This window comes from Enterobacter sp. BIDMC 29 (genome assembly GCF_019378755.1).
In the GTDB taxonomy this organism is placed as follows: Bacteria; Pseudomonadota; Gammaproteobacteria; order Enterobacterales; family Enterobacteriaceae; genus Enterobacter; species Enterobacter ludwigii.
In genome coordinates this window covers 1,197,644-1,223,368 of the sequence record NZ_CP080000.1, presented here as the reverse complement: position 1 = coordinate 1,223,368, position 25,725 = coordinate 1,197,644, and the positions used below count along the sequence as shown (strand labels likewise).

General features: G+C 55.0%; 22 protein-coding genes. 13 read left to right on the top strand and 9 right to left on the bottom strand.

Annotated elements, in window-relative coordinates:
• Window positions 1-57: 57 nt before the first annotated feature.
• Entirely contained in the window at window positions 58-1,113 is a 1,056-nt protein-coding gene (locus JTA15_RS05505; protein ID WP_059306016.1) for an SDR family oxidoreductase, read from the bottom strand.
• A 97-nt stretch (window positions 1,114-1,210) separates the two neighbouring features.
• Between JTA15_RS05505 and JTA15_RS05500 the strand changes: the two genes are divergently transcribed.
• A complete protein-coding gene (locus JTA15_RS05500; RefSeq protein WP_134179156.1) occupies window positions 1,211-2,092 on the top strand; it encodes a LysR family transcriptional regulator in 882 nt (293 codons plus the stop codon).
• Between the two features lie 7 nt (window positions 2,093-2,099).
• Here the strand turns inward: JTA15_RS05500 and umuC are convergent, their stop codons facing one another.
• The 3 genes from umuC to JTA15_RS05485 form a co-directional block, all read right to left on the bottom strand.
• The gene (umuC, locus tag JTA15_RS05495) at window positions 2,100-3,362 is read right to left on the bottom strand and encodes a translesion error-prone DNA polymerase V subunit UmuC (protein ID WP_219372943.1); all 1,263 of its coding nucleotides are present in this window, start codon (window positions 3,360-3,362) and stop codon (window positions 2,100-2,102) included.
• Entirely contained in the window at window positions 3,346-3,780 is a 435-nt protein-coding gene (umuD, locus tag JTA15_RS05490; RefSeq protein WP_219372942.1) for a translesion error-prone DNA polymerase V autoproteolytic subunit, read from the bottom strand. The genes umuC and umuD overlap by 17 nt, the downstream gene beginning before the upstream one ends.
• 233 nt (window positions 3,781-4,013) lie before the next feature.
• Entirely contained in the window at window positions 4,014-4,880 is an 867-nt protein-coding gene (locus JTA15_RS05485; RefSeq protein ID WP_020884301.1) for an aldo/keto reductase family oxidoreductase, read from the bottom strand.
• Window positions 4,881-5,024: 144 nt separating this feature from the next.
• Between JTA15_RS05485 and JTA15_RS05480 the strand changes: the two genes are divergently transcribed.
• Window positions 5,025-6,686, top strand: a complete 1,662-nt coding sequence (locus JTA15_RS05480; RefSeq protein WP_014169836.1) for a methyl-accepting chemotaxis protein — start codon at window positions 5,025-5,027, stop codon at window positions 6,684-6,686.
• Window positions 6,687-6,723: 37 nt separating this feature from the next.
• On the opposite strand, the gene smrA is transcribed toward JTA15_RS05480, so the two are convergent.
• On the bottom strand, window positions 6,724-7,287 hold the full coding sequence (smrA, locus tag JTA15_RS05475; RefSeq protein ID WP_219372941.1) for a DNA endonuclease SmrA: 564 nt from the start codon (window positions 7,285-7,287) through the stop codon (window positions 6,724-6,726).
• Window positions 7,288-7,642: 355 nt separating this feature from the next.
• Window positions 7,643-8,554 carry a LysR family transcriptional regulator gene (locus tag JTA15_RS05470; protein ID WP_025204330.1) on the bottom strand — a complete coding sequence of 304 codons (912 nt, stop codon included), beginning with the start codon at window positions 8,552-8,554 and terminating at the stop codon, window positions 7,643-7,645.
• 175 nt (window positions 8,555-8,729) lie between these two features.
• Between JTA15_RS05470 and JTA15_RS05465 the strand changes: the two genes are divergently transcribed.
• The 6 genes from JTA15_RS05465 (at window position 8,730) to uspE (ending at window position 15,908) form a co-directional block, all read left to right on the top strand.
• Window positions 8,730-10,040, top strand: a complete 1,311-nt coding sequence (locus JTA15_RS05465; RefSeq protein WP_151712249.1) for a M20 family metallo-hydrolase — start codon at window positions 8,730-8,732, stop codon at window positions 10,038-10,040.
• Entirely contained in the window at window positions 10,040-11,485 is a 1,446-nt protein-coding gene (locus JTA15_RS05460; protein ID WP_063925037.1) for a M20 family metallopeptidase, read from the top strand. Before JTA15_RS05465 ends, JTA15_RS05460 begins: the two co-directional genes overlap by 1 nt.
• A 44-nt stretch (window positions 11,486-11,529) precedes the next feature.
• Window positions 11,530-13,056: a p-aminobenzoyl-glutamate transporter gene (abgT, locus tag JTA15_RS05455; RefSeq protein WP_020884305.1), complete on the top strand. Its 1,527-nt coding sequence runs from the start codon at window positions 11,530-11,532 to the stop codon at window positions 13,054-13,056.
• A 10-nt stretch (window positions 13,057-13,066) separates the two neighbouring features.
• Window positions 13,067-13,582 carry a methylated-DNA--[protein]-cysteine S-methyltransferase gene (gene ogt / locus JTA15_RS05450; protein WP_020884306.1) on the top strand — a complete coding sequence of 172 codons (516 nt, stop codon included), beginning with the start codon at window positions 13,067-13,069 and terminating at the stop codon, window positions 13,580-13,582.
• A gap of 183 nt (window positions 13,583-13,765) precedes the next feature.
• Window positions 13,766-14,518, top strand: a complete 753-nt coding sequence (gene fnr, locus JTA15_RS05445) for a fumarate/nitrate reduction transcriptional regulator Fnr (protein WP_014070017.1) — start codon at window positions 13,766-13,768, stop codon at window positions 14,516-14,518.
• A 439-nt stretch (window positions 14,519-14,957) separates the two neighbouring features.
• Window positions 14,958-15,908 carry a universal stress protein UspE gene (uspE, locus tag JTA15_RS05435; RefSeq protein WP_014169827.1) on the top strand — a complete coding sequence of 317 codons (951 nt, stop codon included), beginning with the start codon at window positions 14,958-14,960 and terminating at the stop codon, window positions 15,906-15,908.
• 49 nt (window positions 15,909-15,957) lie between these two features.
• Here the strand turns inward: uspE and pntB are convergent, their stop codons facing one another.
• Both pntB and pntA read right to left on the bottom strand, forming a co-directional pair.
• A complete protein-coding gene (pntB, locus tag JTA15_RS05430) occupies window positions 15,958-17,346 on the bottom strand; it encodes a Re/Si-specific NAD(P)(+) transhydrogenase subunit beta (RefSeq protein WP_025204333.1) in 1,389 nt (462 codons plus the stop codon).
• 10 nt (window positions 17,347-17,356) lie between these two features.
• The gene (gene pntA / locus JTA15_RS05425; RefSeq protein WP_020884308.1) at window positions 17,357-18,886 is read right to left on the bottom strand and encodes a Re/Si-specific NAD(P)(+) transhydrogenase subunit alpha; all 1,530 of its coding nucleotides are present in this window, start codon (window positions 18,884-18,886) and stop codon (window positions 17,357-17,359) included.
• Window positions 18,887-19,421: 535 nt separating this feature from the next.
• Here pntA and ydgH point away from each other — a divergent pair.
• The 3 genes from ydgH (at window position 19,422) to folM (ending at window position 22,696) form a co-directional block, all read left to right on the top strand.
• Window positions 19,422-20,366 (top strand): DUF1471 family protein YdgH, encoded by a 945-nt coding sequence (gene ydgH / locus JTA15_RS05420; RefSeq protein WP_020884309.1) that lies wholly within the window; start codon window positions 19,422-19,424, stop codon window positions 20,364-20,366.
• Window positions 20,367-20,551: 185 nt separating this feature from the next.
• The gene (locus JTA15_RS05415) at window positions 20,552-21,934 is read left to right on the top strand and encodes an amino acid permease (protein WP_020884310.1); all 1,383 of its coding nucleotides are present in this window, start codon (window positions 20,552-20,554) and stop codon (window positions 21,932-21,934) included.
• A 39-nt stretch (window positions 21,935-21,973) separates the two neighbouring features.
• On the top strand, window positions 21,974-22,696 hold the full coding sequence (gene folM, locus JTA15_RS05410) for a dihydromonapterin reductase (protein ID WP_020884311.1): 723 nt from the start codon (window positions 21,974-21,976) through the stop codon (window positions 22,694-22,696).
• Here folM and JTA15_RS05405 read toward each other — a convergent pair.
• Window positions 22,693-23,028, bottom strand: coding sequence for a GlpM family protein (locus JTA15_RS05405; RefSeq protein WP_025204336.1), 336 nt, complete (start codon window positions 23,026-23,028; stop codon window positions 22,693-22,695). The genes folM and JTA15_RS05405 overlap by 4 nt on opposite strands.
• 128 nt (window positions 23,029-23,156) lie before the next feature.
• Here JTA15_RS05405 and rstA point away from each other — a divergent pair, with 128 nt between their 5' ends.
• Complete coding sequence (gene rstA / locus JTA15_RS05400; RefSeq protein WP_219372940.1) at window positions 23,157-23,873, top strand: two-component system response regulator RstA; 717 nt, start codon at window positions 23,157-23,159, stop codon at window positions 23,871-23,873.
• 485 nt (window positions 23,874-24,358) lie between these two features.
• Window positions 24,359-25,657, top strand: a complete 1,299-nt coding sequence (gene rstB / locus JTA15_RS05395) for a two-component system sensor histidine kinase RstB (RefSeq protein WP_014169816.1) — start codon at window positions 24,359-24,361, stop codon at window positions 25,655-25,657.
• Window positions 25,658-25,725: the final 68 nt, after the last annotated feature.

Here is a 25,725-nt window from a genome sequence, read left to right as displayed (position 1 = left end):
ACTCCCTGCATCCGGGTTCGCGTTTTTTACTGCCGTCAGAAACGCACTCCCCTTTTTTTACGGAATAATACGTGCCGCTCTTAGCTGCGAGAACAGGCTGAAAAACATCTCATCGGTTGCCTGCATTCGCGTGAACCCTGACCGGCGGAGCTTACTGCCGTCGCCAAACATGTCGTAATTCCAGCTAAAGACAAAATCGGCAAAATGCCCGTCGTTCAGCTGCAAAATATCCGCTTCCACCAACCGCTCCCCGGCAATGTCGCGCCATAACGCACGATAGTCCTTAAACAGCTGATGGAATGACAATCTGACCGGCGGCGCAGAGTCCAGTTCAAACCAGCGAGCGATGCGCGGCCATAGCTCGCTCCAGCGCCAGATGTCCCCATTATTCACGTTGAAAGCCTGGTTATTAGCCCTACGTGATGTGGCTGCCCACAGCGTTGCCTCCGCCAGCAATCCGGCGTCAGTATGATCAACAATGCTGTGCCAGGTCTGTTCCGAACCGGGAAAACGCAGAGGTAAACCCAGAGCCTTACACAGGGACGCATACAGTGCGATGCTCAGCGCAAGGTTCATGGTATTGCCTGGCACCGAACTGCCCACCACGCCTGGCCTGATGGCATTCCAGTGCCAGCGTTTTCCCCGCTGAAAATCACGGAGCCACGCGAGCTGAGCGGCGTTAAATTCTGCCCCGGGTACGCCCGGATCGCTTTCGCGTGCCGGGGTTTTGAACGGTCCCAGGTGCGCGCCATACACTTTGTATCCCTGCATCAGGCTTACCGTCTGCAAAGGCGCCGTTTTTTCAATATTGCTGACCAGGTTGCGCAACATCGTGACGTTCGGTTCAACCATTTCCGTCCAGCTCCCGGCATTCATCCAGGCACTGTAAAAAATATGGGTGATCTCGCCAGCGGCTTGCAAAGCCCTGGCGCTATCCTCCGCATCCAGTAAATCAACGTTGATCAGCGAAATAGCATCAGGATGGGATAAGGCATGGCGGCTCAGGCCAATCACCTGCCATTTGTTGTCCAGGAGTGTTTTGACGAGCTGTCTGCCTACGATCCCGCTGGCGCCAGCGACCAGCGCGACGTTTTGTGGCTGCATCTTATTCACGGTGTTTCTCCAGTTAGGGTGACAGACACAGTGTGATATATTATTTTTTCCCTACATATCCCCTGAATTCGATGGCACTTATAAGAAAAAACATTAAATGAACAATAAGCTCAACGCCATTTCCACCTTTCTGCGCGTCGCAGAAGCGGGTTCCTTTTCGGCAGCCGCTCGCCAGAGCGGAATGAAGCAGTCTGCCGTCAGCCAGCAGATTGCCGGCCTGGAACAGGAGCTCGGGGTGGTATTACTGCATCGGACAACGCGAATGATGAAGCTCACCGAGCAGGGTGAACGTTATCGCCGTGATATGCAGCTTTTGCTGGATGCCATGCAGGAAGCGGAGAGACGGTTGAATCCTGCCGATCATCAGTTTCAGGGCAGCGTCCATGTTCAGTTGCCAAGCGGTCTGGGGCAGATCGTTTTGCCCCCTCTGCTGGCGCTTCAGCGCCTGCATCCGGCATTGCACCTGACGTTGTCCCTGGATGACCGCATCGCCGACCTGGTGAGCGAAGGGGTGGATGTCGCGCTACGCCTTAGCGCTGAACCTCCACAATCGCATGCGGCACGTCTGCTGATGCGGATTGAAACCGCGCTGTTCGCTGCTCCCGGCTTTCAGGCGGTACACTCCGTCAGCGAACTGGCGGCACATCCCCATGTGCGATTTAGCGGCATCCCGCGGGATGCGCCTCTACGGTTGATCGCCGGTGAGGAAACAATTGACGTGAAAGTGCATACCGTTTTTCGTGCCAACACCAGTGACGCCCTGTTACAGGCGCTGGAGTCAGGCATCGGGATTGGCGGCATGCAGCTGCCGCTTGCGGCAAAGGCGTTGCAAGCCGGCACGCTGGTGCCGGTATTACCAGCCTGGCGGTTACCTGACCGGTATCTCTATGCCGTCTACCCCGACGCCCGCTTTATCCCACAACGCGTCAGAAGCGTGATACAGGTGATCGAACAAATCCTGCCGACGCTTGCCAAATAACCGGCGTCTACTTCGCTACCGGCAAATCCGCGTACCGCGTCGTATAAGCCGGTGACAACATCTCGCGCTTCATCGCCCAGGATTTCTCAATCCCCTGCCCGGCAAACCATATCTTCCCTTTCCCGGAATGATTCACGCTGTCGATCAGCGCCATCAGCGCCGCGCTGTTGGCGCGCAAACGGTTATCGTCAAATAAATTCAGCTGGGCGACGCCGCTACTGAAAAAGTCCGCCAGCATCACCCCCGCTTTCATGTAGCGATAGCCGTCAAGCCATATGCGCCCCAGCGCATCGGTGGCGGCACGGATGATATCGCGCGAGTCATTGGTGGGCGTCATCAGGGTGACAGACGCCTGATTGCCGTAATAAACCTCGTTGTCCGCATGCGGGCTGGTACGCAAAAAAACGCTGATAAAGCGACAATATTGATGCTCGCTGCGCAGCTTTTCCGCAGCCCGTTCAGCGTAGGCGCAAATGGCCTGGTGCATCTCCTCGTATTGCGTAATACGGTGTCCAAACGAGCGGCTACAGATAATCTGCTGCTTCGTGGGCGTGAACTCTTCCAGATCAAGACAAGGCTCGCCGCGCAGCTCGCGTGCCGTGCGCTCCAGGACAACGTTAAAATGTTTGCGGATGACCCACGAGGAAGTTTGTGCCAGATCCAGCGCCGTGGTGACGCCCATCGCATTAAGTTTTTTGGTAATGCGCCGCCCGACGCCCCACACCTCCTCTACCGGTACGCGCGCCAGCAATTTACGCTGCCGCTCGCGATCCGATAAATCCACTACGCCTCCCGTGCTGCTCCACCGCTTTGCCGCATAGTTGGCCAGCTTCGCCAGCGTTTTCGTGGGGGCAATGCCTACGCCAACGGTTAATCCCGTATTTTTAAACACCTGCGTGCGCATATGATGACCAAATGCCTCCAGCGCCATGCAGTTGCTGACGCCAGCAACGTTCACAAACGCCTCATCAATGGAGTAAATCTCTATGGCCGGGGCGAAGTCGGTCAGCGTCTGCATCACCCGGCTACTGAGATCGGCATAAAGCGCATAGTTCGAGCTAAAGACGTAAACCCGCGCGGGAAAGCGCTTCTCTTTGAATTTGAAATACGGCTCGCCCATTTTTATATCGAACTGCTTTGCCTCCCGCGACAGCGAAATAATGCAGCCGTCGTTATTGGAGACCACCACCACGGGTTTGCCCCGCAGATCGGGCCGAAACACCGTCTCGCAGGAGGCATAAAAGCTGTTCACATCAACCAGCGCGAACATGTTTATGCGTTTTGAGTGTGTGGGTGACAACACCGAAGATCTGCAGTTCCTCTTCGGACTGAAACGTGATCGGCTGATAGAGAACGTTATGCGGCACTAACCTCAGGATCGGACGGGTCTGCAGCTCTTTGACCGTAAACTCACCCGCGACGGATGCCACCACAATATCCCCGTGCACGGCGTTTAACGAACGATCGACGACCAGCAGATCGCCATCGCCGATCCCAACGCCGATCATCGAGTCTCCGCTCACCTTCACAAAGTAGGTCGCGCTGGGATGCCTGACGGCCAGGCGGTTAAGATCGAGACGATCTTCCACATAATCCTGTGCCGGGCTTGGAAAACCACACGCTACGCGTTCTACAAATAACGGTAATTCAAGAGGTTGCTTTGGATAATAAGAAAAGAGAGTGTCCATAAATGCCTTTCTCGCCAGATACTGTATATAAATACAGTATTACGGATTATGGACAAGGATCAAGGTCCTTTACGGGGGTCACCCCAAACGCATTGAAGTGTGAGCGGATTTAATTCAGCCGTATCCTGTGCATCGGCGAAAGAATAGCCAGATAACGCCTGCGGCAGCAACATTCGGGTTTCAAGAGGGACAAAAAAGCCCAAAGTACTGCTTTGGGCTTATGCCTGTCTGGCTTAATCCGCCAGCGAATCGAGCGTTTCCAGCGCGTCAGCCGGGAGCACCAGCTCCGCCGCCGCAAGATTTTGTCGCAGATGCGCCACGGAGGAGGTGCCGGGGATCAGCAGGATGTTCGGCGAGCGTTGCAGCAACCACGCCAGCGCGACCTGCATTGCCGTTACGCCCAGCGAATCAGCGACCGCCTGCAGCCCGGATGATTGCAGGGGTGTAAAACCGCCCAGCGGGAAGAACGGCACATACGCAATCCCCTGCTGCGCCAGCGAATCCACCAGCGCATCATCGCCACGGTTCACGATGTTGTACATGTTCTGCACACACACCACCTGCACCATCTTCTGCGCTTCCGCAACCTGGGTGGCCGTGACGTTGCTCAGGCCAATATGGCGCACCAAACCTTGCTGTTGTAACTCGGCCAGCGTGGCGAGAGGTTCAGCAATTGAGCCTTCTGCTGGCCCGTGTGCGCTGAACATGATGCGCAGATTAACCACGTCCAGCACATCCAGCTGCAGATTACGCAGGTTGTCATGTACCGCCTGCGTCAGTTCCTGCGCGGAGAAGGCCGGCAGCCAGGAGGCATCACTGCCGCGACGAGCACCGATCTTGGTGACGAGCGTCAGATCGTCGCGATACGGATGAAGCGCCTCGCGGATCAGCTGGTTGGTGATATGCGGCCCGTAAAAATCGCTGGTATCAATGTGATTCACCCCAGCAGCCACCGCTTCGCGGAGCACATCCAGCGCGGCATTTTTGTCCTTTGGAGGACCAAACACGCCCGGCCCGGCAAGCTGCATCGCGCCATAGCCAAGCCGTTTAACCGTCCGCGACCCAAGTGCGTACGTCCCGCTTTTATCAATGCTGCTCATGTCGACCTTCCTCATAAAAATGATCCGGATTTACAACGAGTTCCTTAACAGACCCCGTAGTTAAGCGCGAGTTAAATTAAAGTTTAATTTCTCTACGACGATAGTATTTGTGTAACCCTGCATCTTCTCTAACGGACGACCGCTATGCTGAAAAATCTGCACGTGATTACCGGTATTATCTTTGCTCTCACCATATTCTGTCTGTTGCAAGTTGTCACGGGAGGGTTGTTCTACTCTGCCGTCAGCAACGACCGCCATAACTTCCAGAACTCCGGGGTGCTCAATGCCCAGCAGGAGAGCCTGAGCGACAGCGTGAACACGCTGATCAAAACGCGCGTCACCGTCACCCGCGTGGCGATCCGCTACCTGAAAAACCAGCGCGACCCGGCGTCCCTTGCGGCGATCAACAAACTGCTTGGCACCGCGGCAGATTCTCTGGCTAAAGCTGAAGCCTATAACAAAGAGTGGCAGAAAATGCCGCAGGTTAACGGCCAGAACGCGGCATTAACCGACGAAATGCAGAAATCATGGAGCCAGATGCATGAAGTGATGCGTCTCTCCATTGCGTATCTGCGTGCCGACAACTACCAGGCCTATGGCGATCTGGATGCCCAACAGGCCCAGGACGATATGGAAGGGGTTTATAACCGCTGGCGCGCCGAAAACAACACTCTGCTGAAAGCCGCAACCGAAGAGAACCAGAGCAGCTTTACCCAGATGCAATGGACGCTGGCAGCGATCTTCCTGGCCGTTATCGCGGTGCTGGTGGTGATCTGGCAGGGTTTACAACACCTGCTGTTAAAACCGCTCCACATGATTATGAACCATATTCGCGCCATTGCGGGCGGCGATCTGACGCAGGATATCGCCCTGTCTGGCCGCAATGAGATGGGCCAGCTGGCGGCGGGTCTGCATGAGATGCAGCAGTCGCTGGTGACCACCGTCAGCGCCGTGCGTGGTAGCACCGATTCCATTTACACAGGCGCAGGTGAAATTGCCGCCGGAAGCAACGATCTGTCTGCCCGCACCGAGCAACAGGCGGCTTCGCTGGAGGAGACGGCTGCCAGCATGGAAGAGCTGACCGCAACGGTTAAACAGAACTCCGACAACGCCCGTCAGGCTACGCTACTGGCGAAGAACGCTTCAGAAACGGCGGCCCGTGGCGGTCACGTGGTGGATAACGTTGTCCGTACCATGACCGAAATCGCCGACAGCTCGCAGCAAATTGCGCACATTACCGGCGTGATTGACAGCATTGCCTTCCAGACAAACATTCTGGCGCTTAACGCGGCGGTGGAAGCCGCGCGTGCCGGGGAGCAAGGTCGTGGCTTTGCGGTCGTCGCAGGTGAAGTCCGCACGCTGGCCAGCCGCAGTGCGCAGGCGGCGAAAGAGATCAAAGGGCTGATTGAGAACTCCGTCAGCCGGGTGAATACCGGTTCAGAGCAGGTCAGCGAAGCGGGCGCAACCATGAAGGAGATTGTCGCTGCCGTGACCCGCGTGACCGATATCATGGGCGAGATTTCGTCGGCGTCCGATGAACAGAGCCGCGGCATTGAGCAGGTGAGCCTGGCCGTTTCGCAGATGGACAGCGTCACACAGCAAAACGCCGCGCTGGTACAGCAATCCGCCACGGCGGCGGCGGCCCTGGAAGATCAGTCGGAACAACTGCGCCAGGCTGTGGCAGCGTTTCGCCTGAACGGAAAGGAAAAAGCCACCGCGCCCCGCCCGGCCACGGTGAAAACCCCACAGCTGTTACGCCCGGCAACGGCCAACACCGCCACCGACAGCAACTGGGAAACCTTCTGAGTGACAGGCGGGCGAACGTCTCGCCCGCCAGAAGCGCTTAACGGCTGCGCTTAGCGTGCCGTTCCCAGTTCTCCTGTTTCGCTTCGTCAGACTTTCGTAGCGAAACATAGCATGCTCCGCTGCCGCCGTGATGCGGCAGCGCCACGTAAAAGGCCTGCACTTCCTCGAACTCGGTTAACCAGCGCGCCAGATAGCTGCGTACCACGTTGGGATGAGCGTTCTGCTCCCGCCCTTTTCCATGAATGATCACCAGGTTACGTAATCCATCGCGCCCAGCCTGGCGGATAAAGGAAAACAGCATCTGCCGGCAACGCTCGGCGGGCTGGCGTAACAGATTTAAGCTGGCCTGGCGGGAATATTTACCCGAGCGGAGCTTATCAATAACGCCCTGTTGCACCCCTTCCCGTCTGAACGCCAGCGGCTCCTCCAGGGGCAGAAGTTCCAGGAAGCCCAGGGTCAGGAAGTTATCCAGTTGCTCGGTATCAATCTCCTGACGCGTTCGCGTGTTGCGGCTCGGCTGCCAGTGAATATCCGTGCAGCGCTTCAGGGGCTGGATACCCTCCATGGCGTCAAGAAAAAGTGATTTGTCGTCAGGGTTCATGGACATCCTCCCGCTACATCTGAGCCTGTACTATACCTGCGCCAGGCATGGGCCTCAATAACCGCTACCCCAGGATAAGGACATAAATATTAACCTGATGAATATAAAAATTATTTCTTCGCAAAAGTTAAACGCGACTTAACTTAAATTTCAGCACACATAAAACAGAAAGTTTAGGTTAAAAAAATGTGGAATCAATGATGCTAAAACATATCTTTTTGAGGGTGGGCTGTTATAATTAAATAAACCTGCTTCACGGATATAACATTCAGGATCTGCGAAGGGAAGCACTGCTGTGTGTTGTAGGGTCTGTCTGATGTCGGACAGGCTCTGTTTTTTTATTTTCCTCTCCGCTTCACTCCGATACTATTTTCCGCGCCTCTCTTCTGAATTGCGTAATTAACGATTCGGTCAGGGGTGTCTGACGAGAATCACGGCGCTGAATTAAATAATAGGCCGCTTTAGGTAGCGATTCGACAACGGGCAGCATAACCAGACGGTGCGCCAGCAGCGGGTCACAGCCCAGTTCCTTTGGCAGGATACTTAAAAAATCACTTTGTGCAACAAGACTAATGCAGGAAGAAAACGTTTCGCAGACAACGTCAATGCGCGGTATTTGCGAGCGATGAGTAAAAACATCTTCTAATTGCTTATAATAACTCCCGCGTGGCGTCGGCATTGTCCAGTTATAATTCAGCAATTCGGTAATGGATGTCGCGCCCGTCGCCGGATGCCCTTCCCGACAAAATACGGCGAAAGGCTTTTCGAACAATTTCTCAAACGTAAACTCATGATCGTACGGCCCCTGATAATAGGTATTGATGGTGAAATCCAGCTCGCCCTGGCGTAATTCATTGATCATCGACACCAGTTGCCCTTCCATAATCCGGACTTTTACCTGCGGATGTCGTGCATGAAAGCGGGTGATCACCGCGGGCATAAGGCTTCGCGAAATACTGGCTCCCATTCCAATGTTAATCTGCCCGGCCAGTTCCCCCTGGCGCTGGCGGATATCATCCTGCGCCGCGCGTAACTCTTCCAGAATCAGCCTGGCGCGCGAGTAAAACCCTTCCCCACATTCGGTCAATGCGACGCCTTTACTCCTGCGCACAAAAAGCTGAGCCGCCATCCCCTCTTCCAGCTCTTTGATCGATTTAGTCAGCGCCGGTTGCGAAAGATTAAGCGTCCTGCTGGCACCGCGGATACTGCCCTGACGCGCGACTTCAACAAACGCCCGGATTTGATGAAATTTAATCTGAAATGACATAGCCCGACCGATAACCGTTGTTTATCAGAGTAAAGAAACTGTCATCTACTTTAATGGAAATGGATGTGCGAGGGTAATTCCTGAACGGTTAAAACTGTGAAAAAACGGTTAGTGATAAGTAAAAACTATCACAGCGTGAAGCAGTTCACATATTTTAATGATGACAGGAACAGATATGGAATCACTGGCGCAGTACATCCAGACATTAGCCCCACAACTGAGCGCATGGCGTCGCGATTTTCACCATTTCGCGGAGTCCGGATGGCTCGAATTTCGCACGGCGGCGAAAGTCGCGGAAATCTTAGACCAGCTGGGTTATTCGCTGGCGATGGGCCGCGACGTGGTGGACGCCGAAAGCCGTATGGGATTACCCGATGACGCCACGCTGGCGCGAGAGTTTGCCCGTGCCCGGGCGCAAGGCGCACCAGAGAAATGGCTGGCCCCGTTTGAAGGGGGATTTACCGGCATTGTGGCGACCCTGAATACCGGCCGCCCAGGACCGACGCTGGCGTTTCGCGTGGATATGGACGCGCTGGATTTAAGCGAAGCACTCGATGACAGCCATCGCCCGTTCCGCGACGGATTTGCCTCCTGCAACCCGGGGATGATGCACGCCTGCGGTCACGATGGCCACACCACCATTGGTCTGGGGCTGGCGCACGTGCTTAAGCAGAATGAATCGCAACTCAATGGCACCATCAAACTGATCTTCCAGCCTGCCGAGGAAGGCACCCGAGGCGCTCGCGCCATGGTGGCCGCCGGGGCGCTCGACGATGTGGACTACTTCACCGCGATTCACATTGGCACCGGTGTGCCCGCCGGTGTGGTGATTTGCGGCAGCGATAACTTTATGGCCACCACCAAGTTCGATGTGCATTTTACCGGGGTTGCCGCACACGCCGGTGGTAAACCGGAGGACGGCCGTAATGCCCTGCTCGCCGCGGCTCAGGCCGCTATCGCGCTTCACAGCATTGCCCCACACAGCGAAGGTGCATCGCGGGTGAATGTCGGCGTGATGCAGGCCGGCAGCGGACGCAACGTCGTGCCGGCTAACGCCCTGCTCAAGGTTGAAACCCGCGGCGTAAGCGAAGCCATTAACCAGTACGTCTTTGAACGCGCGCAGGCCGTGATTACCGGTGCGGCGGCACTCTACGGCGTGAGCGTCGAGATGCGTCTGATGGGCGCCGCCACCGCCAGTGCCCCTACACCGGCCTGGGTAGATTATCTGCGCCAGCAGGCAAGCCTGGTGACCGGCGTGGTGCAGGCCATTGACAGAGTCAACGCCCCCGCAGGTTCCGAAGACGCGACGCTGATGATGGCCCGCGTGCAACAGAACGGCGGAATGGCGTCGTATATGGTGTTCGGTACCGAGTTAAGCGCAGGTCATCACAATGAAAAATTTGATTTTGATGAGCAGGTCATGAACCTCGCTATCGAAACGCTGGCGCGCACTGCGCTTAATTTCCCGTGGACGCGAGGTGTGTAATGCAGGAGAACTACGCTTTTATTGCCGATGCCATCGACACGCGATGTCAGCTGTTAACCGACATTGCCGACGACATCTGGGATCACCCTGAAACGCGTTTTGAAGAGTTCTGGTCCGCGGAACGGATTGCCGGCGCGCTGGAAGCGGAAGGTTTCACCCTGACCCGTGAAGCCGGCGGGATTCCGAATGCCTTTATCGCCTGCTTCGGCAGCGGTAAACCCGTTATCGCCCTGCTGGGGGAATATGATGCTCTGGCCGGATTGAGCCAGCAGGCACATTGCGCGACGGCACAGTCCGCCACGCCGGGTGCCAACGGCCACGGCTGTGGCCACAATTTGCTGGGAACGGCAGCGCTGGCGGGTGCCATTGCGGTGAAAAGCTGGCTGGAGCAGCACGGGGGGAGCGGCACCGTGCGTTTCTACGGCTGTCCTGGTGAAGAAGGCGGTTCAGGGAAAACCTTTATGGTGCGCGAAGGTTTGTTTGATGACGTTGATGCCGCCGTCACCTGGCACCCTGAAGCATTTGCCGGCATGTTTAACGTCAGCACGCTGGCCAATATTCAGGCCGCCTGGCGGTTTCACGGCGTGGCGGCACATGCTGCTAACTCGCCACATCTGGGGCGTAGCGCGCTGGATGCCGTAACGCTGATGACCACCGGCACCAATTTCCTCAACGAACACATCATTGAGAAAGCGCGCGTTCATTACGCTATCACCGATACCGGTGGAATCTCACCCAACGTGGTGCAGGCGCAGGCTGAAGTGCTGTATCTGATCCGCGCGCCGGAAATGGCCGATGCGCAGCAGATCTACGAACGTATCGAGAAAATCGCTCAGGGCGCGGCAATGATGACCGAAACCACCGTTGCGTGTCGCTTTGATAAAGCCTGCTCCAGCTACCTGCCCAACCGCACGCTCGAAGCGGCGATGTATCGCGCCCTGCAACATTACGGCACACCGGAGTGGACGGAAGAGGAGCGCCAGTTTGCGCAGGATATTCGTGCCACGCTAACGCCAAATGACCTGCAAAACAGCCTGAAGAACATTGCCGCGACGGGGGGAGAAGCCGGTAACGCTTTTGCGCGCCGTCAGCAGGAGATGTTACTGACAGATGAGGTCGCACCTTACGCCATTACCGATAACGTACTGGCCGGGTCAACCGATGTGGGCGATGTCAGCTGGAAAATGCCGGTGGCACAGTGTTTCAGCCCCTGCTTTACCATCGGAACGCCTTTGCATACCTGGCAACTCGTGGCTCAGGGGCGAACCTCCATTGCTCATAAAGGCATGCTGCTGGCCGGAAAAGTGATGGGCGCAACCGCGCTAAATCTGCTCCAGGATGCAACGCTGCTGCAACAATGCCGGGAAGAGTTCGAACAACAAATCACCGAAAAGCCGTACGTGTGTCCGATTCCGGCAGGCGTGACACCGTCACCTTTAAAATAACAAAACACAACACAACAACACAACAACAGTCCCGAGGAACGCCCATGAGTATGTCTTCCATACCTTCGCATTCCCCATCCGGTAAGCTCTATGGCTGGGTTGAAAGGATCGGCAATAAAGTGCCGCACCCTTTCCTGCTTTTTATCTGGTTGATCGTGGTTTTGATGGTGGCGACAGCGGTGCTGTCCGCCTTTGATGTCAGCGTGCGCAGTCCGGCCGATGGCAGTATGGTGGCGGTCAAGAACCTGTTAAGTGTCGAAGGGTTGCACTGGTTCTTACCGAATGTGGTTAAAAACTTCAGCGGCTTCGCCCCGCTGGGGGCCATTCTGGCGCTGGTACTGGGCGCCGGGCTTGCCGAGCGTGTCGGTCTGTTACCGGCGCTGATGGTGAAAATGGCCTCCCACGTCAGCGCACGTTACGCCAGCTACATGGTGCTGTTTATCGCCTTCTTTAGCCACATCTCCTCTGATGCCGCGCTGGTGATCATGCCGCCCATGGGCGCTCTGATTTTCCTCGCCGTCGGACGCCATCCCGTGGCGGGTCTGCTGTCGGCAATTGCGGGCGTAGGCTGCGGCTTTACCGCCAACCTGCTGATCGTGACCACCGATGTCCTGCTCTCAGGCATCAGCACGGAGGCGGCCAAAACCATCGACACCGCGATGCACGTCAGCGTCATCGACAACTGGTACTTTATGGCCAGCTCGGTGGTCCTGCTGACCCTGGTGGGCGGACTGATTACCGATAAGCTCATTGAGCCGCGTTTAGGGAAATGGGAAGGCCGAAGCGATGAGAAGCTGGAGACGCTGAGTAAAGAGCAACGCGTTGGCCTGCGCGTGGCAGGCGTGGTCTCGCTGGCGTTTATTGCCGCGGTCGCGCTGATGGTGGTACCGGAAAACGGCATCCTGCGCGATCCGGTTAAACATACCGTTCTCCCCTCGCCGTTTATTCAGGGCATTGTGCCGCTGATTATTCTGTTTTTCTTTGTCGTTTCGCTCGCCTATGGGATCGCCACCGGCAAAATTCGCCGTCAGGGCGATCTGCCGCAGCTGATGATCGAACCCATGAAAGAGATGGCGGGCTTTATTGTGATGGTGTTCCCGCTGGCGCAGTTCGTGGCGATGTTTAACTGGAGCAACATGGGCAAATTTATGGCCGTGGGGCTGACCGATGCGCTGGAAGCGGCGGGGTTAAGCGGCGTCCCGGCATTTGTCGGCCTTGCGCTGCTGTCGTCACTGCTGTGCATGTTTATCGCCAGCGGCTCGGCTATCTGGTCGATTCTGGCCCCCATCTTTGTGCCGATGTTTATGATGCTGGGGTTCCACCCGGCGTTTGCCCAGATCCTGTTCCGTATCGCAGACTCCTCCGTCATCCCGCTGGCACCGGTCTCACCGTTTGTTCCGCTGTTTTTAGGCTTCCTGCAGCGCTATAAACCAGAGGCAAAACTGGGTACCTACTATTCGCTGGTTTTACCCTATCCGCTTATCTTTTTAGGGGTATGGCTGGTGATGCTGGTGGCATGGTATCTTGTCGGTCTGCCGATTGGGCCGGGGATTTACCCAAGGCTGCACTAAAGGATTAACGATGCTGAGATTACTCGAAGATAAAATTGCCACGCCGCTTGGTCCACTGTGGGTGATTGCAGACGAGCAGTTCTGTCTGCGCGCCGTTGAGTGGGAAGAACACAGCGACAGGATGGACACGTTGCTCAACGTGCACTATCGCGCGCAGGGTTATGAACGTATCAGCGCCACCAACCCCGGCGGCCTGAGCGACAAACTGACGGCGTACTTCGAGGGCGATCTCAGCATCATTGACACCCTGCCGACCGCCACGGCAGGCACACCTTTCCAGCGCGAAGTGTGGCAGGCGCTGCGCAGTATTCCGTGCGGACAGGTCATGCATTACGGCCAGCTCGCCGGGCAGCTCGGCCGTGCCGGCGCGGCCCGCGCGGTCGGCGCGGCAAATGGCGCTAACCCCGTCAGTATTGTGGTCCCCTGCCACCGCGTGATTGGCCGCAACGGCACCCTGACCGGCTATGCCGGTGGCGTGCAGCGCAAGGAGTGGTTACTGCGTCACGAGGGGTATCTCCTGCTCTAGTTTCCAGGCTTTTAGTGCTTAATTTTCTTCCGGTTAGGCTAAAAATCCATAATCAAGCTGTGGAATTTCAAGAAGATGGCAACAGGTTGCCGTCTCTTGTCCTTATTGATGGTTTGGCAGGCTTACGTACTTACCAAAAAGATGTTAAAATTGACCAATATCAATTAAGGCTTGAGCAAACCTATGATCCCGGAAAAGCGAATTATACGACGCATTCAGTCTGGCGGTTGTGCTATCCATTGCCAGGATTGCAGCATCAGCCAGCTCTGTATCCCGTTTACCCTGAATGAGCATGAACTCGATCAGCTTGATAATATCATCGAGCGCAAAAAGCCTATTCAGAAAGGGCAGACGCTGTTTAAAGCGGGAGACGAACTGAAATCGCTCTATGCTATCCGTTCTGGCACCATCAAAAGCTACACCATCACTGAACAGGGTGATGAGCAGATCACCGGCTTCCATCTGGCGGGTGACCTGGTTGGCTTTGATGCCATCGGTACTGGCCATCACCCGAGCTTTGCTCAGGCGCTGGAAACCTCAATGGTTTGCGAAATCCCGTTTGAAACGCTGGACGATCTCTCAGGCAAAATGCCCAATCTGCGTCAGCAGATGATGCGTCTGATGAGCGGTGAGATCAAAGGCGATCAGGACATGATTCTGCTGCTTTCCAAAAAGAATGCAGAAGAACGCCTGGCCGCGTTTATCTATAACCTCTCACGCCGCTTCGCGGAGCGCGGTTTCTCCCCGCGTGAATTCCGTCTGACCATGACGCGTGGCGATATCGGTAACTACCTGGGCCTGACCGTGGAAACCATCAGCCGTCTGCTGGGTCGTTTCCAGAAAAGCGGAATGCTGGCCGTTAAGGGTAAATACATTACCATCGAAAACGGTGAAGCTCTGGCCGTTCTTGCCGGTCACTCCCGCAACGTGGCATAACGCCCCCGCATGATTGATGCCAGGCCGATAAATTTTTATGATTTATTGGTCTGGTACGTCACCACTTCCGTTTCACCACGTTTCCCTGGCACCGCCCCACTCAGTCCCTGAAAGGTTCTTGTTGAGGTTATGAATTGAGAGAAAGTTTATTTTTCGTTTCAGTCGTTATCGCCTCAGTGACCTTCATATTCATCTGGATCATGCTTGTCGGGCCAATGAAGGGTGAAGAAAAAACCTATGTACAGGATTCAACGACGTTTGCGATTGCGGTGATGGTACTGCTGTTGATTGCCTTTATCGCGGTAACGACAACGGTTCTTTTTCTGTGACAGATTTTCATGATTTATTGATCTGACAAAAACTTCCCCCCTGTTTCATTCAAGATATATAGGTTACTCTTTTAATTACAGACTGTGGTGACAGTAGTAAGGAGACCTGTATGGCAAAGTATCAAAACATGCTGGTGGCTATCGATCCTAACCAGGACGATCAGCCGGCATTACGACGTGCTGTGTATCTACATCAACGGATTGGTGGCAAAATCAAAGCGTTTTTGCCGATCTATGACTTCTCTTATGAGATGACCACCCTTCTGTCGCCTGACGAACGCACCGCAATGCGTCAGGGAGTGATCAGCCAGCGTACCGCGTGGATCCGTGAACAGGCCAAATATTACCTGGAAGCGGGTGTTCCTATCGATATTAAAGTGGTCTGGCATAACCGACCTTTCGAAGCCATTATCCAGGAAGTGGTCGCCGGTGGGCACGACCTGTTGCTGAAAATGGCGCACCAGCACGACAAGCTGGAATCCGTGATCTTTACCCCTACCGACTGGCACCTGCTGCGTAAATGCCCTTGCCCGGTGTGGATGGTAAAAGACCAGCCGTGGCCAGAAGGCGGCAAGGCCGTCGTGGCTGTCAACCTGGCGAGCGAGGAGGATTACCACAATTCGCTCAATGAAAAGCTGGTCAAGGAGACGATCCAGCTTGCCGAGCAGGTTAACCACACTGAAGTCCATCTGGTGGGCGCTTACCCGGTAACACCGATTAATATTGCCATCGAGCTGCCTGAATTTGACCCGAGCGTGTATAACGATGCGATCCGGGGGCAGCACCTGCTGGCCATGAAGGCGTTACGCCAGAAATTCAGCATCGATGAGAAAATGACACATGTGGAAAAAGGGTTACCTGAAGAGGTGATCCCGGATTTAGCAGAACATCTGCAGGCGGGGATTGTGGTACTGGGTACCATTGGCCGGACCGGTATTTCTGCCGCGTTCCTGGGCAATACCGCCGAACAGGTGATCGACCATCTGCGCTGTGACCTGCTGGTCATCAAGCCGGATGAGTATCAGACACCGGTTGAACTGGACGACCCGGAAGACGACTAAGTTCAGACATAAAAAAACCGCCGTTTCCGGCGGTTTTTTTGTCGCTGATTTACAGCGATTTCAGAATCGCATCGACACTGGCTTTTGCATCGCCAAACAGCATGTGCGTGTTCTCTTTGAAGAACAGCGGGTTCTGAACCCCTGCATAACCGGTGTTCATGGAACGTTTGAAGACAATCACGTTCTGCGCCTTCCACACTTCCAGAACCGGCATACCGGCGATTGGGCTACGCGGATCGTCCTGCGCCGCCGGGTTAACGGTGTCGTTGGCACCAATAACCAGGACGGTGTCGGTATCGGTGAAATCATCGTTGATCTCATCCATCTCCAGCACGATGTCGTAAGGCACTTTCGCTTCCGCCAGCAGCACGTTCATGTGGCCTGGCAGACGCCCCGCTACCGGGTGAATGCCAAAGCGAACCTTGATACCACGCGCACGCAGCTTCTCGGTGATCTCCGCAACCGGATACTGAGCCTGCGCCACCGCCATGCCGTAGCCTGGGGTAATGATGACCGAGTGTGAGTTTTTCAGCATCTCTGCGGTATCTTCCGCGGTGATCTCACGGTGCTCACCCACTTCTTCGTCAGAACCGGTTGAGGAGCCGTCAGAACCAAAGCCACCCGCGATAACGCTGATAAACGAACGGTTCATCGCCTTACACATGATGTAAGACAGGATCGCACCAGAAGAACCGACCAGCGCACCGGTGACGATCAACAGGTCGTTGCTCAGCATGAAGCCTGCTGCTGCCGCGGCCCAACCGGAGTAGGAGTTCAGCATGGAGACAACCACTGGCATATCGGCACCACCAATGGAGGCCACCAGGTGCCAGCCAAAGGCCAGAGCAATCAGGGTCATCACCAGTAACGCCAGCACCTGCAGGCCCACGCTTTCAGTGCGCACGAAGACCACCAGCAGCACAAAGGACACGACCAGCGCCGCCAGGTTCAGCTTGTGACGGTTTGGCAGCATCAGCGGTTTAGAAGAGATCTTACCGCGCAGTTTGCCGAACGCGACAATTGAGCCGGTGAAGGTCACCGCACCAATGAAGATGCCGAGGAACACTTCCGTCAGATGGATATTGACCAGAATCGGTTCCAGACCGGGTGTGTGGTACAGGTAGCTGTTGAAGCCCACCAGCACCGCCGCCAGCCCCACAAAGCTGTGCAGAATGGCCACCAGCTCCGGCATCTCGGTCATTTCAACGCGTTTCGCCAGGCGAATACCAATCGCGCCACCGATGATCATCGCCACCAGGATCCATGCAACGTTGCCGGTGTCCGGCCCGAAGATGGTGGCAATCAGCGCAATCGCCATCCCGGCGATACCAAAGTTATTTCCCTGCTGAGACGTTTCGTGTTTGGAAAGTCCCGCCAGACTGAAAATAAACAGGATTGCAGCAACAATGTATGCGGCTGTGACTAATCCTCCAGACATATGCTACCCCTTAGCCTTTACGAAACATTTTCAGCATGCGCTGAGTCACGGTGAACCCACCGAAAATATTGATACTGGCGATCAGCACCGCGATAAAGCTCAGGAAGCTTACCCAGCCGCCGTGGCCAATCTGCAGCAGCGCCCCGACCACGATAATCCCGGAGATGGCGTTAGTGACCGACATCAGTGGCGTATGCAGCGCATGGGAGACATTCCACACGACGTAGTACCCCACCACACACGAGAGCGCGAAGACGGTAAAGTGGCCGAGGAATTCTTTCGGCGCGACATCTGCCAGCCAGCCAAACAGAATAATGACCAGCGCCATGATCGCGTACTTACGCCACGGAGAAGCCGGTTTAGCAGGCTCTTTAGGCTCAGGTGCCGCTTTCGGTGCCGCCTGAGGCTGCGCGGACACCTGAATCGGTGGCGCAGGCCAGGTGATTTCGCCTTCACGCACCACCGTTACGCCACGCACAACAACATCGTCAAAATCAACGGTGATGTTGCCGTCTTTCTCTTTGCAGAGCAGTTTCAGCAGGTTAACAAGGTTGGTACCGTACAGCTGAGAAGACTGGGTTGGCAGACGGCCCGGCAAATCGGTATACCCGATCACCTTCACGCCGTTAGCGGTTGTGGTCACCTGATTTGGCACGGTGTATTCACAGTTGCCACCGTTCTGCGACGCCAGGTCGACGATCACACTGCCCGACTTCATTGAGTCAACCATCTCACGGGTAATCAGCTTCGGCGCGGGTTTACCGGGGATAAGCGCGGTAGTGACAATGATGTCGACATCTTTGGCCTGCGCGGCGAAGAGTTCCATTTCCGCTTTGATAAAGGCTTCGGACATGACCTTCGCGTAACCGTCACCGCTGCCCGCTTCTTCCTTGAAGTCCAGCTCAAGGAATTCGGCACCCATACTTTGGACTTGTTCTTTTACTTCAGGGCGGGTGTCAAAAGCGCGTACGATAGCGCCCAGGCTGTTTGCCGCGCCGATAGCCGCAAGACCCGCCACGCCCGCGCCAATCACCATCACTTTCGCCGGAGGCACTTTCCCTGCCGCAGTGATCTGACCGGTAAAGAAGCGACCAAACTCATGCGCCGCCTCAACAATCGCGCGGTAACCGGCGATATTCGCCATGGAACTTAAGGCATCCAGCGACTGCGCGCGCGAAATACGCGGCACGGAGTCCATGGCCATCACGGTCACGCCACGTGCTGCCAGCTTCTCCATCAACTCAGGATTCTGTGCAGGCCAGATGAAGCTCACCAGCGTCGTGCCAGGATTCAGCAGTTCAATCTCGCTCTCTTCCGGCGCATTAACCTTGAGAATAACGGGCGACTGCCAGACTTCAGCACCGTCCACCACTTCCGCGCCAGCCTGAATAAAGGCCTCGTCATCGAAACTCGCCAGTTTGCCCGCGCCGCGTTCAACTGCGACGGTAAAACCCAGTTTAAGCAGTTGCTCCACCGTTTTCGGTGTTGCCGCTACGCGGGTTTCATTGGCTAACCGTTCTTTTGGTACCCCAATACGCATAGTTTTCCCTTCCATCGGTTTTTGATGATGGTTTGTCGATAAATGCCCGCGGTTTGTATCAACTTTCGCCAGCAGGACAGCGACGACATATGATTAACCCCAGAAAATAAAACAGTAACAAACTTTCTATAACCTACTGAAAATAACGCCCGTGATCTACCGCCAGAAAACACTATTTCTTACTTTATCTGTGAAAAATAAGTGATCTGCGTCGCTGACAGTGATATTTACCTTAAATTCATCGCTGAGACCGATAAATAGCGCAAGCGAAGCGGTAAAAACATGATATAGCGCCATTAGAGAACAACTTATTAACATTAAATTAACTTGTAAAAGTCATAAGCTTTATCAGTTTTGCTTGTCAGACGCCTGTTTTTTCAACATATCACTAAATGTTATCAAATCAGATGATTCAGTGAGCACAGGCTGTGAAAAATGGCGCAGACAGCGACGGGTTTTAAATGCCATAATCGGGACCGTCTCAAATTAACAACAATACCAGTACATGGTTTGCGCAAGGCGAAGGATTATTTTTATGAAGCTTAAGAACACACTCCTGGCGTCCGCACTTCTCTCCGCGACCGCCCTGTCTGCGAATGCCGCGACAGAGTTAACGCCGGAGCAAGCGGCAGCGTTAAAACCTTTTGACCATACGGTCATTGTGGGTCGTTATAATTCTATTGGCGATGCCGTCGCCGCCGCATCAAAAGCCGCCGATAAAAACGGTGCGGCCTCGTTTTACGTTGTTGATCAGTCTGACTCCGGCAACAGCGGTAACCAGCGCGTGACCATTGCGCTGTATAAAGACAATGCGCCGAAAGCTGACGCACCGAAAAACCGCGTGATTAACGGCGTCGTTGAATTACCGAAAGATCAGGCGATTGAGCTGGAACCTTATGACACCGTCACCGTGCAGGGCTTCTATCGCAGCCAGCCTGAAGTGAACGATGCCATCACCAAAGCCGCAAAAGAAAAAGGCGCGTACTCTTTCTTTATCGTGCGTCAGGTCGATGCTAACCAGGGTGGCAACCAGCGCATTACCGCGTTCATCTATAAAGAAGATGCGAAGAAACGCGTTCTGCAAAGCCCGGACGCTATTCCTGCTGATTCCGAAGCGGGTCGTGCGGCGATAGCGAAAGGCGGCGAAGAAGCGAAGAAAGTGGAAATTCCAGGCGTAGCCACCTCTGCCGCACCAAGCGCTGAAGTGGGCCGTTTCTTCGAAACGCAATCCACCAAAGGTGGCCGTTACTCCGTTACCCTGCCAGACGGAACCAAAATTGAAGAGCTGAACAAAGCCACTGCAGCGCAGATGGTGCCGTTCGACAGCATTAAATTTACCGGCAACTACGGCAACATGACGGAAGTCTCTTATCAGGTCGCGAAACGTGCGGCGAAGAAAGGGGCGAAGTATTACCACATCACCCGCCAGTGGCAGGAACGTGGTAACAACGTGACCATCAGCGCCGACCTGTACAAGTAACAGAACGGTTGACCCGAGGCGGCGCAATGCCGCCTTTTTTGTTACTTTTTTTTGAAATTCGGCCCCACGTCATTGCATGCTTTCGTGACACTCCGTAAAATCCCGCGCCTTAGTGTGATCCACCATTTTTATGCGCCTGTGCGAAATAATTATTCTGGATTTGGACCTTTCATAACAGGAAGCCAATGGAAAAGAAACTAGGCCTGAGTGCTTTGACTGCACTCGTTTTGAGCTCAATGCTGGGTGCGGGCGTGTTCAGCTTACCGCAGAATATGGCAGCGGTCGCCAGCCCTGCCGCACTGCTTATAGGGTGGGGCATCACGGGTGCCGGGATTTTGTTGCTGGCGTTCGCAATGCTGCTTCTGACCCGCATCCGCCCGGATCTGGATGGGGGGATTTTCACTTACGCCCGTGAAGGTTTCGGCGAACTGATTGGCTTCTGTTCCGCATGGGGCTACTGGCTGTGTGCGGTCATCGCAAACGTCTCCTACCTGGTGATCGTCTTTTCGGCGCTCAGTTTCTTTACCGATACCCCTGAACTGCGGTTCTTTGGCGACGGCAATACCTGGCAGTCCATTGTGGGCGCCTCGGTACTGCTGTGGGTTGTTCACTGGCTGATTCTACGTGGCGTACAGACGGCGGCCAGCATTAACCTGGTGGCAACCCTGGCCAAACTGGTTCCGCTCGGCCTGTTTATCGTGCTGGCCTTTATGGCGTTCCGTCTCGATGTGTTCAGTCTCGATTTCAGCGGTGTCGCGCTGGGCGTACCGGTCTGGGAGCAGGTCAAAAACACCATGCTGATCACCCTGTGGGTCTTCATCGGTGTTGAAGGGGCCGTCGTGGTCTCTGCCCGGGCGCGGAATAAGCGCGATGTGGGTCGCGCCACGCTGCTGGCGGTACTGGCGGCGCTGGGCGTGTATCTGATGGTGACGCTGCTGTCGCTGGGTGTGGTCGCGCGTCCTGAACTGGCCGAAATGCGTAACCCGTCGATGGCGGGCCTGATGGTGAAAATGTTCGGACCGTGGGGTGACGTGGTGATTGCCGCGGGGTTGATTATCTCCGTGTGCGGCGCGTACCTGAGCTGGACCATCATGGCGGCAGAAGTGCCGTTTCTGGCCGCAACGCACAAAGCATTTCCACGCCTGTTTGCTCGTCAAAACAAAAACAGCGCGCCGTCGGCCTCACTCTGGCTGACCAACATCAGCGTTCAGGTCTGTCTGGTGCTGATCTGGCTCACAGGTTCAGACTATAACACTCTGCTGACCATCGCCTCGGAGATGATTCTGGTACCCTATTTCTTAGTGGGTGCATATCTGTTAAAAATCGCCACACGTCCGGCGCACTATGTGGTGGGCGTCGGAGCCTGTATTTACGGCCTGTGGTTGTTGTATGCTTCCGGGCCTATGCATCTGCTGCTGTCGGTGGTGTTGTATGCACCGGGCCTGCTGGTGTTTATCTACGCCCGCCGCACGCATCAGTTAGAGAACGCGCTTAGACGCCGTGAGATGGCCTTAATCGGGCTGTTACTGGTTGCTGCCGTACCGGCAACCTGGATGTTAATGGGATAGAATCGCCTTTCCCATTGTTGAACTGAAAAGGAGAATACGATGGGAAACGCGCAGCAACGCCCAATACTGATTACTGGTGGAGGCCGTCGTATCGGCCTCGCCCTTGCCCATCACTTTCTCAATCTTCGCCATCCGGTCATCATCAGTTACCGCAGCGAATATCCCTCGATTGAGGGGCTACGCAAAGCCGGTGCGATCTGCATTCAGGCCGATTTCTCAACCGATGACGGTATTCTGGCCTTCGCTGATAAAGTGAAATCTACCACCCCCGGGCTGCGCGCCATTATCCATAATGCCAGCGCCTGGCTTCCCGAAAAATCCGGTACGCCACTCAGCGAAACGCTCTCCTGCATGCTGCAGATCCACGTCAATGCGCCCTATCTGCTGAACCATGCCCTGCTCGACCTGTTGCGCGGTCACGGACATGCGGCGGGTGATATTATTCATTTCACCGATTACGTCGTGGAGCGCGGCAGCGACAAGCACATCGCCTATGCGGCCAGTAAAGCCGCACTCGATAACATGACGCGTTCGTTCGCCCGTAAACTTGCCCCTGAAGTTAAGGTCAACGCCATCGCCCCGGCGATGATTTTGTTCAACGAAGACGATGATGCGGAGTATCGCCAGCAGGCGCTGAATAAATCGCTGATGAAAATTGCGCCAGGTGAAAAAGAGGTTATCGATCTTATCGATTATCTGCTCACCAGTTGCTATGTCACTGGCAGAACCTTTGCCGTGGACGGCGGTCGACCGCTGCGCTAGTGAAAGCGGCTCCAGAAGAAGATAAGCACCCAGGCGCTGAGCCCCCAGCAGACAACGGCCCCGCTCAGCGCCAGGGGAAGTCGCATAAAACCGGTGAAGTACCAGAGCGAAAGCAGATAAAGAAAATAAGGGATGATCGACCACATCCCGAACACGATGGTCGTACGCAATGCTTCCGTGCCTCGTTCTGAGGCGACAATATAGTGCGCTATTAACGCAAAGGTCGGGAAGAGTGGGATCAGCCCGGCAATATAATAATTCCTGGTTTTAGCCAGAACACCAATCAGTAACACCACCAGCGCACCCAACGCGGCTTTTATCACCAGCCCCATATTTTTCCCTATAACAATCAAATAACAATATGAGCCAGAATAACGGAACTGGCGTTAATTATGAAAGATTAATGGAACGTTAAGGTTGTGCGGTGTATGTTGGCTTTTTTCACGATAACAGACGTTGTATGAATAAGATTGTTTATGTTGAAGACGAGCCCGAAGTGGGGCAATTGATCGCCGCCTATCTGGGTAAGCATGATATGGACGTCATTGTTGAGCCTCGTGGCGATCGTGCCGAAGAGGTGGTCTTACGTGAAAACCCGGACCTGGTGCTGCTGGACATTATGCTGCCCGGCAAAGATGGCATGACGGTCTGCCGCGATCTGCGCGCCCGGTGGGAGGGCCCTATCGTGCTGCTGACCTCGCTGGACAGCGACATGAACCATATTTTGTCACTCGAAATGGGTGCCAATGACTACATTCTGAAAACCACGCCCCCTGCCGTCCTCCTTGCTCGTCTGCGCCTCCATTTACGCCAGCGTGCCAGCGTTGATCGAGAAGCGCCTGCTCAGTCGCTGACCCCGCACAAAGCGATGCGTTTTGGTACCTTGTCTATTGATCCGATTAACCGTCAGGTTCTGCTTTCTGGCGAGCTTATCGCCCTTTCCACCGCAGATTTTGACCTGCTCTGGGAACTGGCAACCCACGCCGGGCAGATCATGGATCGCGATGCATTACTGAAAAACCTGCGCGGCGTCAGCTACGACGGAATGGATCGCAGCGTTGACGTGGCTATTTCGCGCCTGCGTAAAAAACTGCAGGATAATGCCACTGAGCCGTACCGCATTAAAACCGTGCGTAACAAGGGCTATCTGTTCGCGCCTCACGCCTGGGAAACCTGATGCCGGTTCCCCGAACGACACTGTTTAAAACATTATGCAGACGAGGTCTGACAGTTGCATAAAATAAGAACACTCAGCCTGATCTGCTGTTTTGGGTTAACCGGGTGCGTTGTCGCAGATATGGATTCAAGTAATTATGACTATGTTCCGTATATTCAGACTATCCAGAATCCCAGGACCCCGGGCCATACCAATGTGCAACAACGCCGTGAGGATTTGTACGCCTGCGGCGTTGATCGAAAGTATTCGCTCAATTCATGGGACGAAAGCTTCAGTCGCAACCGCCTGCTGCCGGGCGAAACGATAGAACAGCAAGATTCCAGGATCCAAAAAATAGAAGACTGTATGAAATCAAAAGGGTACGTTCTGTGGGATTACTCACAATGCGGGCCCCGTAAAAAACCGAGCGGTATGTGTAACTAGTTTGGGTTTGCGTGTTTGTCTTCGACGCAGGTTGTTAACGTATTGATTTTCGGTGAGATTGAATGAAAAAGCTGTTCGTACAGTTTTATCTCCTGCTGTTTGTCTGCTTCCTGGTGATGACCATGCTGGTTGGGCTGGTCTATAAATTCACCGCCGAACGTGCGGGCAGGCAGTCACTGGATGATTTAATGAAAAGCTCGCTCTACCTGATGCGCAGCGAGCTGCGAGAGATCCCGCCACACGACTGGGCCAAGACCTTAAAAGAGCTGGATCTCAACCTGTCGTTTGATCTGCGCATCGAGCCGATGAAGGATTTCGATTTAGAGCCACCCGCCATGCAGCGACTGCGTGACGGGGACATTGTGGCGCTGGATGAGAAATATACCTTTATCCAGCGCATTCCACGGAGCCATTACGTTCTGGCCGTGGGGCCGGTACCTTATCTCTATTATCTGCACCAGATGCGCCTGCTGGACCTTGCCCTGCTGGCTTTCATTGCCATTTCGCTCGCGTTCCCGGTCTTTATCTGGATGAGGCCACACTGGCAGGACATGCTGAAACTGGAATCTGCTGCGCAACGTTTTGGTGACGGGCATTTTACTGAGCGCATTCACTTCGACAGCGGTTCCAGCTTCGAACGTCTTGGCGTGGCGTTTAACCAGATGGCCGATAACATCAATGCGCTGATTATCAGTAAAAAACAGCTCATTGACGGAATTGCTCACGAGCTGCGTACGCCGCTGGTACGCCTGCGCTATCGGCTGGAGATGAGCGAAAACCTGACGGAGGCCGAGTCTCAGGCGCTGAACCGCGACATTGGTCAGCTTGAGGGCCTCATTGAGGAGCTCCTGACCTACGCGCGCCTCGATCGCCCGCAAAACGAACTGAACCTCAGTACGCCGGACCTGCCCGGCTGGTTACAAACCCATATTGATGATGTCCAGAGCGTAAACCCGCAACGTACCCTGCTGACACACGTCACGCCCGGCGATTATGGCGCACTGGATATGCGTCTGATGGAACGCGTGCTGGATAATCTGATGAACAACGCCATGCGCTATAGCGAGAGCACGCTGCAGATTGGCTTAGATTTACAGGGTAGTCAGGCCTGTCTGACGGTTGAGGATGACGGACCGGGCATCGCCCCGGAAGCGCGTGAAACGGTGTTTGAGCCGTTTGTACGCCTCGACCCCAGCCGCGATCGTGCCACGGGGGGATGTGGCCTCGGGCTGGCAATTGTTTACTCCATTGCGCAGGCGATGGGCGGCACGGTGCATTGTGAAGAGAGCGCACTCGGCGGCGCGCGCTTCTGCTTTAGCTGGCCGGTATATCACAACATAACCCTTCCCGTCCCTGCCTGACCTTTATCGCACGCTGGCCTGACCCGGCGTGCTGTGCTATATGATAAGTATGTTGTAACTAATGAAGA